The organism is Streptomyces puniciscabiei (genome assembly GCF_006715785.1).
GTDB lineage: Bacteria > Actinomycetota > Actinomycetes > Streptomycetales > Streptomycetaceae > Streptomyces > Streptomyces puniciscabiei.
In genome coordinates, this window is record NZ_VFNX01000006.1 from 15,610 (window position 1) to 28,222 (window position 12,613).

Annotated in this window: 12 protein-coding genes, 1 pseudogene and 1 riboswitch; of the genes and pseudogenes, 5 read left to right on the forward strand and 8 right to left on the reverse strand. The window is 74.5% G+C overall.

Annotated elements, in window-relative coordinates:
* Positions 1 to 37: 37 nt before the first annotated feature.
* Entirely contained in the window at positions 38 to 667 is a 630-nt protein-coding gene (locus FB563_RS40525) for an MBL fold metallo-hydrolase (RefSeq protein ID WP_055708925.1), read from the reverse strand.
* Complete coding sequence (locus FB563_RS40530) at positions 667 to 1,752, reverse strand: S-(hydroxymethyl)mycothiol dehydrogenase (protein WP_055708924.1); 1,086 nt, start codon at positions 1,750 to 1,752, stop codon at positions 667 to 669. The genes FB563_RS40525 and FB563_RS40530 overlap by 1 nt, the downstream gene beginning before the upstream one ends.
* A gap of 284 nt (positions 1,753 to 2,036) precedes the next feature.
* Here FB563_RS40530 and FB563_RS40535 point away from each other — a divergent pair, with 284 nt between their 5' ends.
* On the forward strand, positions 2,037 to 2,828 hold the full coding sequence (locus FB563_RS40535; protein ID WP_079048999.1) for an acyltransferase domain-containing protein: 792 nt from the start codon (positions 2,037 to 2,039) through the stop codon (positions 2,826 to 2,828).
* A 114-nt stretch (positions 2,829 to 2,942) separates the two neighbouring features.
* A complete protein-coding gene (locus FB563_RS40540; RefSeq protein WP_055708922.1) occupies positions 2,943 to 3,308 on the forward strand; it encodes a nuclear transport factor 2 family protein in 366 nt (121 codons plus the stop codon).
* Between the two features lie 48 nt (positions 3,309 to 3,356).
* Here FB563_RS40540 and FB563_RS40545 read toward each other — a convergent pair whose 3' ends face one another.
* Positions 3,357 to 3,842, reverse strand: a complete 486-nt coding sequence (locus tag FB563_RS40545) for a MarR family winged helix-turn-helix transcriptional regulator (protein WP_234357927.1) — start codon at positions 3,840 to 3,842, stop codon at positions 3,357 to 3,359.
* A gap of 102 nt (positions 3,843 to 3,944) precedes the next feature.
* Here FB563_RS40545 and FB563_RS40550 point away from each other — a divergent pair, with 102 nt between their 5' ends.
* A complete protein-coding gene (locus FB563_RS40550; RefSeq protein WP_055708921.1) occupies positions 3,945 to 4,709 on the forward strand; it encodes a hypothetical protein in 765 nt (254 codons plus the stop codon).
* A gap of 113 nt (positions 4,710 to 4,822) precedes the next feature.
* Positions 4,823 to 4,903, forward strand: a riboswitch (ZMP/ZTP riboswitch).
* 25 nt (positions 4,904 to 4,928) lie between these two features.
* Positions 4,929 to 5,777, forward strand: coding sequence for a bifunctional 5,10-methylenetetrahydrofolate dehydrogenase/5,10-methenyltetrahydrofolate cyclohydrolase (locus tag FB563_RS40555; RefSeq protein ID WP_055708920.1), 849 nt, complete (start codon positions 4,929 to 4,931; stop codon positions 5,775 to 5,777).
* Positions 5,778 to 5,793: 16 nt separating this feature from the next.
* Here the strand turns inward: FB563_RS40555 and FB563_RS40560 are convergent, their stop codons facing one another.
* From FB563_RS40560 to FB563_RS44765, 3 genes and pseudogenes are all read right to left on the reverse strand, one after another.
* Positions 5,794 to 6,786 carry a CU044_5270 family protein gene (locus tag FB563_RS40560; protein ID WP_055708919.1) on the reverse strand — a complete coding sequence of 331 codons (993 nt, stop codon included), beginning with the start codon at positions 6,784 to 6,786 and terminating at the stop codon, positions 5,794 to 5,796.
* A 556-nt stretch (positions 6,787 to 7,342) separates the two neighbouring features.
* A pseudogene (locus FB563_RS40565) lies at positions 7,343 to 7,843 on the reverse strand (RNA polymerase sigma factor); the annotation flags it as partial.
* An 84-nt stretch (positions 7,844 to 7,927) separates the two neighbouring features.
* The gene (locus FB563_RS44765) at positions 7,928 to 8,221 is read right to left on the reverse strand and encodes an RICIN domain-containing protein (protein WP_055708918.1); all 294 of its coding nucleotides are present in this window, start codon (positions 8,219 to 8,221) and stop codon (positions 7,928 to 7,930) included.
* 467 nt (positions 8,222 to 8,688) lie between these two features.
* On the opposite strand from FB563_RS44765, the gene FB563_RS40575 reads away from it, so the two are divergent.
* Entirely contained in the window at positions 8,689 to 9,918 is a 1,230-nt protein-coding gene (locus tag FB563_RS40575) for a glycosyltransferase (protein WP_055708917.1), read from the forward strand.
* A gap of 28 nt (positions 9,919 to 9,946) precedes the next feature.
* On the opposite strand, the gene FB563_RS40580 is transcribed toward FB563_RS40575, so the two are convergent.
* Both FB563_RS40580 and FB563_RS40585 read right to left on the reverse strand, forming a co-directional pair.
* A complete protein-coding gene (locus FB563_RS40580) occupies positions 9,947 to 10,972 on the reverse strand; it encodes an alcohol dehydrogenase (RefSeq protein WP_055708916.1) in 1,026 nt (341 codons plus the stop codon).
* Positions 10,973 to 11,950: 978 nt separating this feature from the next.
* Positions 11,951 to 12,613: a TetR/AcrR family transcriptional regulator gene (locus tag FB563_RS40585; RefSeq protein ID WP_055708915.1), complete on the reverse strand. Its 663-nt coding sequence runs from the start codon at positions 12,611 to 12,613 to the stop codon at positions 11,951 to 11,953.

The following is a 12,613-nucleotide window of genomic DNA, read 5'->3' on the forward strand; positions in this document are numbered from 1 at the left end:
GCTGCCTGCGCGGTCTGCCGGTGTCGCCGGCGCGGTCTCAGTGTCCGCGCCGGATCCACTCCTCCAGGTGCGGTGCCTCGGCGCCGATGGTGGTGGGGTCGCCGTGGCCGGTGAGGACCTTGGTCTCGGGCGGGAGGGTGAGGAGCTTGTCGCGGATGGAGTCGATGATCGTCGGGAAGTGCGAGTAGGAGCGTCCGGTGGCGCCCGGGCCGCCCTGGAACAGGGTGTCCCCGGTGAAGACGGTGCCGAGCGCGGGGTCGTACAGGCAGACGGCACCGGGGGCGTGGCCGGGGGTGTGGAGCACGGTCAGGTCGGCGCCGGCCGCCTCGATGACCTGGCCGTCCAGGAGGTGCCGGTCGGGGTCGCGGTGGGGGTGGGTCGTCTTCCACAGGGGCAGGTCGTCGGGGTGCAGCCAGATGGTGGCGCCGGTGAGGTCGGCGAGTGCGGGTGCGGCGTTGACGTGGTCGTTGTGGGCGTGCGTGCACACGATGGCGATCAGGCGCCGGTCGTCGACGGCGCGGGCGATGGCCTCGGCGTCGTGGGCGGCGTCGATCACGATCACCTCGCGCTCGTCGCCGACGATCCACACGTTGTTCTCCACGTCCCAGGTGCCGCCGTCGAGGGTGAACTGCCCTGTGGTGACGAGGCGTTCGATGCGTACGGTCATCAGAAGACCACCACCGAGCGCAGTACGTCGCCGCCGTGCATCCGCTCGAACGCCTTCTCGACCTCGTCCAGTCGGATCGTCTCGGTGACGAACGCGTCGAGCGGCAGCCGGCCCTGGAGGTGCAGGTCGATCAGCATGGGGAAGTCACGCGAGGGCAGGCAGTCGCCGTACCAGCTGGACTTCAGGGCGCCGCCGCGGCCGAAGACGTCCAGCAGGGGCAGTTCGAGCTTCATGTCGGGGGTGGGGACGCCGACGAGGACCACGGTGCCGGCGAAGTCGCGGGCGTAGAAGGCCTGCCGGTAGGTCTCGGGGCGGCCGACGGCCTCGATGACGACGTCGGCGCCGAAACCGCCGGTCAGCTCGCGGATCGCCGCGACCGGGTCGGTCTCCTTGGAGTTGACGGTGTGGGTGGCGCCCAGGGTGCGGGCCTTGTCCAGCTTGCGGTGGTCGATGTCGACGGCGATGATCTTCGCCGCGCCGGCGAGGTTCGCCCCCGCGATGGCCGCGTCGCCGACCCCGCCGCACCCGATGACCGCGACCGAGTCGCCCCGCCCGACACCGCCCGTGTTGATGGCGGCGCCGATACCGGCCATGACCCCGCAGCCCAGCAGGCCGGCGACCGCCGGGGAGACGGCCGGGTCGACCTTGGTGCACTGGCCGGCGGCGACGAGCGTCTTCTCGGCGAACGCGCCGATGCCCAGTGCCGGCGAGAGCTCCGTGCCGCCGGTGAGGGTCATCTTCTGCTTGGCGTTGTAGGTGGCGAAGCAGTACCAGGGCCGCCCGCGCAGACAGGCCCGGCACTGCCCGCACACGGCACGCCAGTTGAGGACGACGAAGTCACCGGGCGCCACGTCGGTCACGCCCTCGCCGACCGACTCCACGACTCCGGCGGCCTCATGGCCGAGGAGGAAGGGGAAGTCGTCCGAGATGCCGCCCTGTTTGTAGTGCAGGTCGGTATGGCAGACCCCGCAGGCCTGGACGCGCACCACGGCTTCGCCGGGCCCGGGATCGGGGACCACGATCGTCTCGATCCGTACGGGCTCGTCCTTCCCCGGTGCGATCACGCCGCGCACTTCCTGCGCCATGGTCTGGCCCCTTCCTCGAATGCCTTCGCCGCCGACCCTACGCGGGACCGATCGGTGGCGGCGCGGACCACGGCGGGGAGCGTGGATCTTTCCGGCCGCCGGGCGACATGCGCCGCGCCGGGTGCGCCCGCCGAGAACGGCGTACGCATTCGCCATTCGTAAGAAATGATCCGCTCCCCGGTAAGAATGTGACCGAATAACGTCATTCCATGATGGCAATCTTTTTGCAGGGTGCATGAGTTCGCCTGGTGTGTGCACCGACTGCGGCGTGCCTCAATGGGGGCATGCCCATCGAAGCCCTCAATGGTCGTATCGCATTCCTTTTCTCGGCCGGAGGCGAGCCGCGGCCCGGAAATGGACGGGAACTCAGCGACGCGTTCCCGGTGTTCGCCGACACGCTGGACGACATCTGCGGGCGTCTCGATCCGTATCTCGAACTCCCGCTGAAATCCGTGATGTTCGCGGACAACGGGACGCGTACGGCCGCGCTGCTGGAGCGGGAACCGTTCGCCGGGCCCGCGGTGTTCGCCCTCCAGGTGGCGCAGTACCGGTTGCTGCGCAGCTGGGGCGTCCTGCCGGACGCGGTGTTCGGGCAGGCGGCCGGGCGGATGGCCGCCGCGTACGCAGCGGGCGTCTTCTCGCTGGCGGACGCCTGCCACGCGGTCGGCACCCTGGCCCGGCTCCTGGGCGGCCCGGCGGACCCGGAGCCGTACTCCGCGCACCTGGACGACATCCTCGACGCCTACGGCCGTACCCTCGCCACGCTCCACCCGTGCACGCCGCGCCTCCCCCTGGTGTCCGACGTCACCGCACGTCCGGTGGGCGCGGAGACCGCCGAGCCGGAGTTCTGGGTGCGGCGCGCTCCGCTGCGCTTCGCGGAGGCGGTCGGCCTGCTGCACCGCGACGGAGTCCGCACCTGGCTGGAACTGGGCCCGGGCGACCGGCTCACCCGGCTGCTCCCGGAATGTCTGCCGGACGGCGCCCCGGGCGGTACGGCCTCGGCCTTCGCGCTCTGCCGGGACTGGGCGGTGCTGCGGTCGGGACCGGCCGCGGACCCGTCACAGGCGCACCCCTGAGGCGGGGCCCGCAGGCTGCGCTTGCCGAGGCCGCCGCGCCGGAGCAGTCTCGAAGGGTGGGCGTCCGCGCGGTCCGCGCCCCGCCGGGCCGCAGGCGCCCGAAGGAGGTCAGCCATGGGCACCGCGACGGGTTCCGGCTTCGACATCGAGACACTGCGCCGGGGCATAGAGGGGAACACCGGGAACACCCTTCTGTCGCTCTACGCCGACGACGCGGAGATCCGTATCGTCGACCGCAACAACCAGCCCAGCCACCCCACGGTCCTGCGCGGCCGGGGGCAGATCGCCGAGTTGCTGGACGACATCTACAGCCGCGACATGACACACAGGCTGGACCGGTGCGTCGTGCAGGGCGATCACGCCGCGTTCAGTGAGTCCTGCCAGTACGGGGACGGCACCCGAGTCCTCGCCGAGTCGATGGTCACGTTGCGCGACGGCAAGATAGCGGACCAGTTGATCATCCAGGCCTGGGACGAGTAGGCACACCCGGCATGACGGGCGCCGGACGGAGATGGGCGACGGTCCGGGTCACCTCCCGGTTGACCTGGACCTTATCGGCGCGGGCGAGCCTGGGGAGGATGCCCCGGGCTCGCCCTCGACGGCCAGGACCAGTGTGGGCAGCAGGTCCGCCAGTGTGCGCCGCTCTGTTTCGGTCAGCGCTGAGAGCAGCGCACCTTCGCCCGCGTCCTCCGCTGCCGCGTGTGCCGCGAACACGGCGTGCCCGGCCTCGGTGAGCCCGGCCCGCACCCGCCGGCGGTCGCCGCTCTCGTGGGTACGGGTGATCAGCCCAGCCTCCTCGATCGGCCCCAGCCGGGCCGAGAGCGCGCCCTGGGTCAGGCCCAGCCGCTCGGCGAGTACGGACGGACCGGACTCGTACGGCGGCCCGGACCGGCGCAGTGTCAACAGCACTTTGTACTGCCAGTACTTCAGGCCGTCCGCGTCGAGCACCACCCGGCAGCCCTGGGACATGTGCCGGGCGAGGATCATCAGCCGGGCGGCGACGGCCTCCCGCACCGGGTCCAGCCACTCCGGCTCGCGCGCCCAGACGCGACGTGCCGGTCCACCGAGCGTTCGGCAACTTCTCTGCGCAGCAGGTGAGTTGGCCACCGCCGGCCGTTGGAAGCGGGCCGCGCTGCGTCCGCACGGATCGAGGCAGCCGAGCGGGAGTTCCCGGACGGTGACCGGGACACCGGGCTCCTCCGCCTCAGACACACCTACGCCCGGCTGCTCCACATAGCCGGCGCCCCGCGCCTCGGCCCGGCGGGCAAGGGCTCCGGGGCGCTCGCCGCCCTGCGTGACCGGGCGCGGGACCTGTACGACGGCGCTCCGGACGAGGTGCGCCGGGGCTGGGCGGCGATGTACCGGGGGCTGATCGCCGACCACCACTTCGCCGACGCGGCGGCGGGCGCCGGGTACTGGGCGCAGGCACTGCGGGCCGGGGAGGGTGGCGCGGACGATCTGCTGGCCCGCGAGGCGCTGCGGCACCGCGGGGGCCACGACCACGGCTCCGGCGCGTACGAGCGGGGCCGGGAGCGCTGGCGCCGGGCCACCGCGCTGGGCGCCCGGGCCGGCGCGGTGCCCGGCACCCTCTCCCAGCTGTTGCTGCTGGCGGTACTGGCCCGGGACACGGGCGACGAGGCGGGCGCCACGGCGCTGGCCACGGACCTCGGGGAACTCGACGAGGCCCGGGCCCTGCGGCGCCTGCCGGCCGTCCACGGCAGTCAGACCGCGCCGGCCGGCCCGCTGGGCGGAGTCCGTCGACGCCGAACGGCTGCGTGCGGGGCGACCGCGTTGCTGGACGGCGCGGACCCGTTGCCGCCGGGCCCGGCCGCGCCGGACGCGGCGGGGTCGGGCGCGGCCACGTCCGACGCGGCGGGCTGAGGCCCGACGGCCCCGGTCACCCCGGGCCCTGACGGCACCGGCCCCGCGGCAGCCGCCCCGGCGCGTCGGCCCGGTGCCGAGGCGGGGAGCCGTACGGGTGCTCGGTTACCCTGTACCCGGGCCGTGACTGGCGCTGAGGTGGAGTACCACCGGGGAGCGGTCCGTGGTGGATGCCGCGCGCCTGGGCGCAGGAGTCGAACGAGCTCAGGAGTGTGCAGCATGACCCAGGCCCGTCTCATGGACGGCACCGCTCTCGCCCGCCGTGTCGTCGAGGACACCGCGAAGAGGGCCGCCGACCTCACCGAGAGGACCGGCACGGCGCCGTGTCTCGCGACCGTGCTGGTCGGCGAGGACCCGGCGTCGGTGACCTACGTCCGCATGAAGCAGAACCGCTGCCGCAAGGCAGGCATCACCTCCCGGCACGTGACCCTGCCCGCGGCCACGACCACCGGTGAACTGGTCGGCACACTGCGGGAGTTGTCGGCCGACCCGGCGGTCCACGGCATCCTGCTCCAGCACCCGGTCGGCGACCACATCGACGAGCGGGCCGCGTTCGAGGCGATCGCGCCGGAGAAGGACGTCGACGGCGTCACCTTCGCCTCCTTCGCCACGATGAGCTTCGGCCTGCCCGGCTTCGTCTCCTGCACGCCCGGCGGGATCGTGCGGCTGCTGGACGAGTACGACGTGGACCCTGCCGGAAAGCGGGCGGTGGTCGTGGGCCGCAGCGCGATCCTCGGCAAGCCGGTGGGCATGCTGCTGCTGGCCCGGGACGCGACCGTGACGTACTGCCACTCGCGCACGGCCGACCTGTCGGCCGCGGTCCGCGAGGCGGACATCGTGGTCGCGGCGGTGGGCCGGCCGCGGCTGATCCGAGGGCAGGACATCAAGCCCGGCGCGGTCGTCATCGACGCCGGCTACAACCCGGGCAACGTCGGCGACGTCGACTTCGACTCCGCCGTGGAGCGGGCTTCGCTGATCACGCCGGTGCCGGGCGGTGTCGGGCCCATGACGATCGCCACGCTGCTGGAGCAGACCGTCGAGGCCGCCGCCCGGCAGCTCGGCGCCTGAGGTTCGGCACACCGGGTCAGCGCATCCAGGCGCTGTACTCCATCACGTCCCCGGCCTTCACTCCGTACCGGTGGTCGTCCTGCGTGAAGGTGGTCTCCAGACCGAGGACGGCGCCGGTGCGCGGATCGAGGATCAGCATGCGCCGCTCGCCCGGCCCGTCGTACGTGTACGCCTGCGCCGGGCGCCCGAGCCGGTCCGTCACCTGCCCGACCGGGCGCAGGCCCCTGGCGTCCGCGAGGATCCGGACCAGCGCGGCGGACTCCCGCGCACCGAGTGTCCAGTTGTCCAGCAACTCCTGGACGCCGTCCAGGAGTTCGGACGTGGACAGCGAGCCGGTGCCGGTGCGGGCCGTCTCCGTGAGGTAGGCCCGCAGGGCGGCCGGATCATGCGGGGGGTGCGCCTCGGGCGGGGCGTCGCTCCAGCTCGGCGGGTAGGTGGTCCGGCTCAGCACCTGGCCGTCCGCGACCAGGTGCGGCGCGCCGCCGTCGTCGTCGCTGAGGACCGGGCGGCCCGGGTGGCGCGGGTCGGTCGCCACGACGAGCTCGGTGTGGCTGTCGTCCGCGTTCCAGCGCACCACGCGCTCCTGGGGGAGGGTCACGGGTGGCCCGTCGTCGCTCATGCCGAGGCTCCAGGACTGCACATGGGTTCCCTTGCGCAGACCGGGCGAACCGTCCGTGGCGGCAGCGGCGGCCAGTTCGGCCATCCGGTGCAGGGGTACGGCCGTGGAGTGGGCGCGGACGGCCAGCGGGCGGGGCGCGGCCACGGCGGGCGGGCTGCCCGGGCCGCCGAGCAGCGTGGTGAGGGTGGTGGCCAGCACGACGGCGGTGGCGGCGAGACCCCACCGCAGCCGGGCACGCGGAGTACGCAGCCGGGCGGGCCGGGATTCGCCCTCGCCCAGCAGGAGTTCCAGCCGCCGCTCGGCACCGTGGTCGAGCGGACCGTCGCCGAAGTACGGTCCGTTGGCCGGCACCGGGTTGGTACGGCGCAGCAGGTCGAGTTCGTCAGGCATGGCGGGAGTCCTTGCACAGGGGGACGCCGGCGGGGGCGGCGGAACGTGTCGAGCGCGGGCCGGGACCGCTCTGCCCGGCGGGCATGTCTTCGGCGGGCATCTCGTGGGCGGGCGTCCCGTCGGTGATGCGGGCGGAACCGGACGGCCGCGTGCCGTCCCCGACACCGGGCAGCGGCCCGGCCGACGGGACGGACTCCGGTGTCACGGCGGGCGGGCGCTGTCCGCAGAGCGATGGATCCGCGGACGCGTCGGCGGGCGGCCGGCGCCCGGGGAGTGCGGCACCGTCCGGCGGCCCGGAACGCGCACGGCCGTCGGACGGCGGCAGGCTCGCCCGGGCCCCCGGGCTCGCCCGCTCAGGCGTGCCCGCAGCCGCTCCGGGAAGCGACCGGGCACCGGAGTGCGGCGGGCTCACCGGCGCTCCGGAACACGCGAGTCGATCGGGTGGCGGCCCGGACACGGACGCTTCACCACGCGACCGGTCGCCGGAAGGCGCATCGCCCTCGCCCGCGCCGGGATCCGTGCGGCGGCCGGGCGGCGTAGCCGGCGCGCGCGGCGCCGGGCGCATGCGGTCTATCTCGGCTCGCAGTCGGCGGCGGGCGCGGTGCAGGCGCATCGTCGCCGCGCGCCGGCCGCAGCCCAGGGCGACGGCGATCTGCCCGGCGTCGAGTTCCTCCCAGGCGGCGAGGCGCAGTACCTCCTGGTCGGCCGGGGAGAGCCGGTCCAGGGCCTCGTGCACCCAGGCGCCGGGTGCCTCCGCGTCCGGGCTGTGCGCGACGTGCCGGCCGTGCGCGGCCTCGTCGTTGCCGAGCCGGTCCAGCAGCCGGCGCCGCCGCCCGTGCCCGCGTACCGCGTTCGCCAGGCAGTTGCGGGCCACCCCGTACAGCCAGGGCAGCGGCTCGTCCGGCAGCTCGCGTCGGCGCCGCCAGGCCACCGTGAACACCTCCGCCACCACTTCCTCCACCTCGCCGGCCCGTCCGGGCAGCCGCCGCGCGACATAGCGGCTGACCGCCCAGTAGTGCTCGCGGTAGGCAGCGGCGAAGATCTCGTCGTTGCTCATGTCCCGTTCGTGTCCGGCACCGCCCGGATCGTCACACCCTTCTTCCGTGATGCTTCTCGCATCGTCCGAGTGGGCCGCCCCGGATCAGGTCCGGGACCACTTCTGGTTGTCGTGGCCGTTGCAGTCCCACAGTTCGGCCTGGGTGCCGTTGGTGATCGTGTTGTCGTGGACGTCGGCGCAGCGGCCGGACTGCTTGCCGACGAGCAGGGTGCCGTCGGTTCCGGGTATCGGGTGGACGGTGACGCCTCCCAGGGCCGGGCCGCCGGTGAAGGTGAGGGAGTTGGCGGCCCCCTTGGTCAGATGCGCCTGGACCGAGACCGTGCCCTCGGCGGAACCGGTGGGCGGGAAGGAGACGGTCGTCGGGGTCTGGCCGTCCACCTGGAGGGTCGCGGTGACGGGTGGCGGCGGTGTTGGTGTAGGCGATGCCGACGACGTCCAGGCCGGTGCTCGTGGCGCTGACGCCGGTGTACCTGCCGGTGGAGGCGGCGCTGTAACTGCTGCCCGCCGCCTCGGTGCCGCTGACCCCGGGGCGGCGAGGAGCAGGGCGGTGGCCGCCGTCAGCGCCAGGACGAGCGCGCCCAGCACGGCGGCTCTGCACCGGCGTGCGAGGCCTTCGGTGGTCGGTCGGGTGGGGGGTACATGCGTGCCTCCGCGTACGGGACGGACTTGATGTTGACGAGATATCGAACGTAGGTCGGTTGATCGAACGCGCTGCGCGCCGACCGTAGGGCCCGGCGGGGGTCAAGTCAACGCTTGCGACAGGGGCTGAGTCGCCCTCTTTCGGGGCTCGTTCTGCCTGTGGGGGCCGTACCGCCGCCATACTGAGGGCTGTGCGCGTTGCGATCATGACGGCGGGATCCCGGGGCGATGCGGCTCCCTACACCGGACTGGGGCACCGGCTCGTCCGGGCCGGACACGAGGTCACCCTGGTCACCCACGCCCGGTTCGCGCCACTGGTGGCGGGCTCCGGCGTACGGTTCCACGCGTTGCCTGTCGATCCACGAGCGGAGCTGGAGTCCCCGCGCGGCCGGGCCCTGCACCGCAGTGCCGGGGGTGCCGGGAAACTGCTGCGGGTGGTGGACCTGGCGCGGCGGCTGGTCGGGCGGATGACCGAGGATCTGCTCACGGCCGCCCGGGACGCCGAGGTCCTGCTGCTGTCCTCGTCGCTGGCTCCGCTCGGGCACGCCATCGGCGAGGGACTGCGGGTGCCCAGCATGGGTGTGTATCTGCAACCCCTGACCGCCACCAGGGAGTTCGCGCCTCCCGTGCTCGGCGGCGGCCACTGGGGCGGCACGGTCAACCGGCTCGCCGGACACGGTGTGGGCCTCGCCGTGGAGCACGTCTTCGCGGCCACCGTCCCCGGGGTGCGCGCACGGCTCGGACTGCCCCCGCTGCGCACCGGCACGGCGCGGCGGGCCCGTGAACGGCGGGACTGGCCGGTGCACCACGGCTTCAGCCCCCTGGTGGTGCCGCGCCCCCGGGACTGGCGGGCCGGCCTCACGGTGAGCGGCTACTGGTGGCCGTACGACACCGAGGAACAACTCCCCGACCACGTGAGCGAGTTCCTCGACGCGGGCCCGGCGCCGGTCTTCGTCGGACTGGGCAGCGCCACCGTGCCGGACGCGGCGCGGCTCAGCGCCCAGGTGGTCGCGGCGCTGCGGCGGGCCGGGCTGCGCGGGGTGATCCAGCGCGGCTGGGGCGGGCTCGCGGCCACCGGAGACGACATGCTGACCGTCGACGACGTGCCGCACGCGCTGCTCTTCCCGCGGATGGCCGCGGTGGTCCACCACGCGGGCGCGGGGACGACCGCGGCGGGGCTGCGCGCCGGGGTCCCGGCCGTGCCGGTACCGGTCCAGTTCGACGCGGGGTTCTGGTCCGCCCGGCTGGTGGCGCTGGGGGTCGCCCCGGCCGTCGTACCGCTGCGCCGGCTCACCGTGGACACGCTGGCCCCGGCCCTGGTGCGGGCCACCCGGGAGCCGGTGTACCGGGACCGGGCGCGCCGTCTGGGCGCCCGCATCCGTGACGAGGACGGCACCGCCCCGGTACTCGCGGCACTGGACCGGCTCGGCGGCTGACGGACCGGCCGGAGCCGGCCCTCAAGGGTCAGCCGTTGGTGATGACCATCCGGAAGCGCGCCTTGCCGGCGAGCATCTTCTGGTAGGCCTCGCCCGCGGCGTCCAGCGGCACGGTCTCGGTCGTCGGGCGGATGCCGTGCAGGGCGCTGAACGCCATGGTGTCCTCCACGTCCTGCGAGGTGCCGGAGGGGTGGCCGCGGACGACGCGGGCGGCCAAGAGCAGTTGGGCCGGGTTGATACCCATCGGCTCGGTGTCGGCTCCGATGACCACGAGCTCACCACGGGGCGCCAGCCCGTCGACGGTGGCCGTGATGGCCTCCGAGTTCCCGGCGGTGGCCAGCACGACGTCGGCACCGCCGAGGGACTGCAGCGCCTCCGCGACGGGGGTGCCGGACGTGCTGTCGACGTAGTGGTGGGCGCCGAGCCGCTTGGCGAAGTCGGCCTTCTCCGCTCCCCGGGCGATCGCCACGGTCTCGAAGCCCATCGCGACCGCGTACTGCACCCCGAGGTGCCCCAGACCGCCGAGACCGAGGACGGCGACCAGGTCTCCCGGCCGGGCCGAGCTGCGCCGCAGCCCGTTGAACGTGGTCACGCCGGCGCAGGCCATGGGTCCCGCGTCGACCGCCGACAGGCCTTCCGGGATCCGGGCCAGGGCGTCGGCGGGCGCGATCACCTTCTCGGCGAAGCCGCCGTCGTAGGCCCACCCCGGGACCTTCAGGTTCGGACACACGATGAAGTCGCCCTGCCGGCACTGCCTGCAGTGCCCGCAGCTGCCGCCGAACCAGCCGACCGCCACCCGGTCACCGACCTTCCAGCCCCGTTCCAGCACGCCCTGGCCGAGCTCCTCGACATGCCCGGCGATCTCGTGTCCGGGCACCTCGGGGAACGACACGCCCGGTAGCCCGCCGCTCACGAAGAGGGCGTCGCTGTGACAGACCCCGCACGCCTCCACGGCGATCCTCACCTGGCCGGGCCCGGGCTGCGGCACCTCTCGTTCGACCAGCTCGAACGCGCCGTTCGGGGCGGTCACCTGCGCGACTCGATACGTACTCATGCGCTTCTCCGGAGAACGGGTACGACAGGCCCCCGATCCAGCACACCAGCTCCGGGCCGATCGCGCGCGTCGAGGCCCGGACCTACGACGGCCTCACCCGACGGGCCGGGCGACGGCCCGCGGGACGGCCACCGGCGCCCGGAGCCCGCCCGCCACCCCGGACACCCAAGCCCCGCAGCCCACCCGGCGGCCCGCGCCCCGGTCACGGGAACCGGGCCGCCGGGCGGCCTCATCCGCCGGGAGCTCGCGCGTCGAGCCCCCAGGACCCACAACGACCTCGCCCACGCGCCGGGCGACGGCCCGCAGCGCGGACACCGACGCCCGAAGCCCCGTCCGGGGGCCCGGACACCCAACCCCCGCAGCCCGGCGGCCCAGGCCTCGGTCACGGGAACCGCGCCGCGCAGCCGGCCTCACCCCCCGGACGCTCGCGCGTCGAGCCACCGAACCCACAACGACCTCACCCACGTGCCGGGCGGCGGCCCGCAGCGCGGACACCGACGCCCGAAGCCCCGTCCGGGGGCCCGGACACCGAACCCCCTCAGCGGTCCGGCGGCCCGGGCCGTCGGTCACGGGAACCGCGCCGCGCAGCCGGCCTCATCCACCGGACGCTCGCGCGTCAAGCCACCGAACCCTCATCCGACGCGCCGAGCGGCGGCCCGCAGCGCGGACACCGACACCCGGAGCCCGCCCGGCGGCACGGACACCCAACCCCCGCAGCCCGGCGGCCCAGGCCCTGGTCACGGGAACCGCGCCGCGCAGCCGGCCTCACCCCCCGGACGCTCGCGCGTCAAGCCACCGAACCCTCATCCGACGCGCCGAGCGGCGGCCCGCAGCGCGGACACCGACCCAGAGCCCGCCCGACAGCCCGGGCCCCGGTCACGGGAACCGCGCCGCGCAGCCGGCCTCATCCACCGGACGCTCTCCGGCTCGACCCCGGCGACGGCGTCGGAGACCGTGCCCGGCCGGTCGCCGGTGGTGTCACCCGCGCCGGGGCCGCCAGCCCTGCGGGCGCAGCATGCCCAGCAGCAGCCGCACCAGCTCGTCCACCACCTCGTCCAGCGTGGCGTCCACCCAGCCGGCGGTCCAGTCGTGCAGCAGGCCGTTGACGCTGCCGATGAAAGCCGTCGCGGCGAGGCGGTAGTCGCGGGGCGCCGCCTCCCCGCGCGCCACGGCCGCGTCCGCCTCCGCTCGGATGAGGTCGACCCAGCGGGCCCGGCGGGCCAGTCGCTGCTCCTCCAGGCGGGGGCTCACGCCGACGATCTCCACGAAGGTGACGCGGATGCGGCGCGGGTCGCAGGTGACGTCGCGGGCGTAGGCCCGGAAGAGCACGCCGGCACGCTCGGCCAGCGGCAGCCCGTCAGCCGTGGCGAGGGCGTGCAGCACCGCCTGTTCGGCCCAGTCGTTGACCTGGAGGTGCAGCGCGGCGAGGACGTCTTCCAGCGTGCGGAACTCCTCGTAGAACTGACGGGTCGACAGGCCGGCCGCCTGGCTCAGCGCGGCGACCGTCGTGCCCCGGTAACCGGGCGCACCGCCGAACAGCTCCAGGGCCGCGTCCAGGAACCGCCGGCGCCGCTCCGCCTGCCGCTCCTCGGCGGACCTGCCGCCGTAACGGCCCGTGGGCGCCTTGAGTCTGCCCGTCAC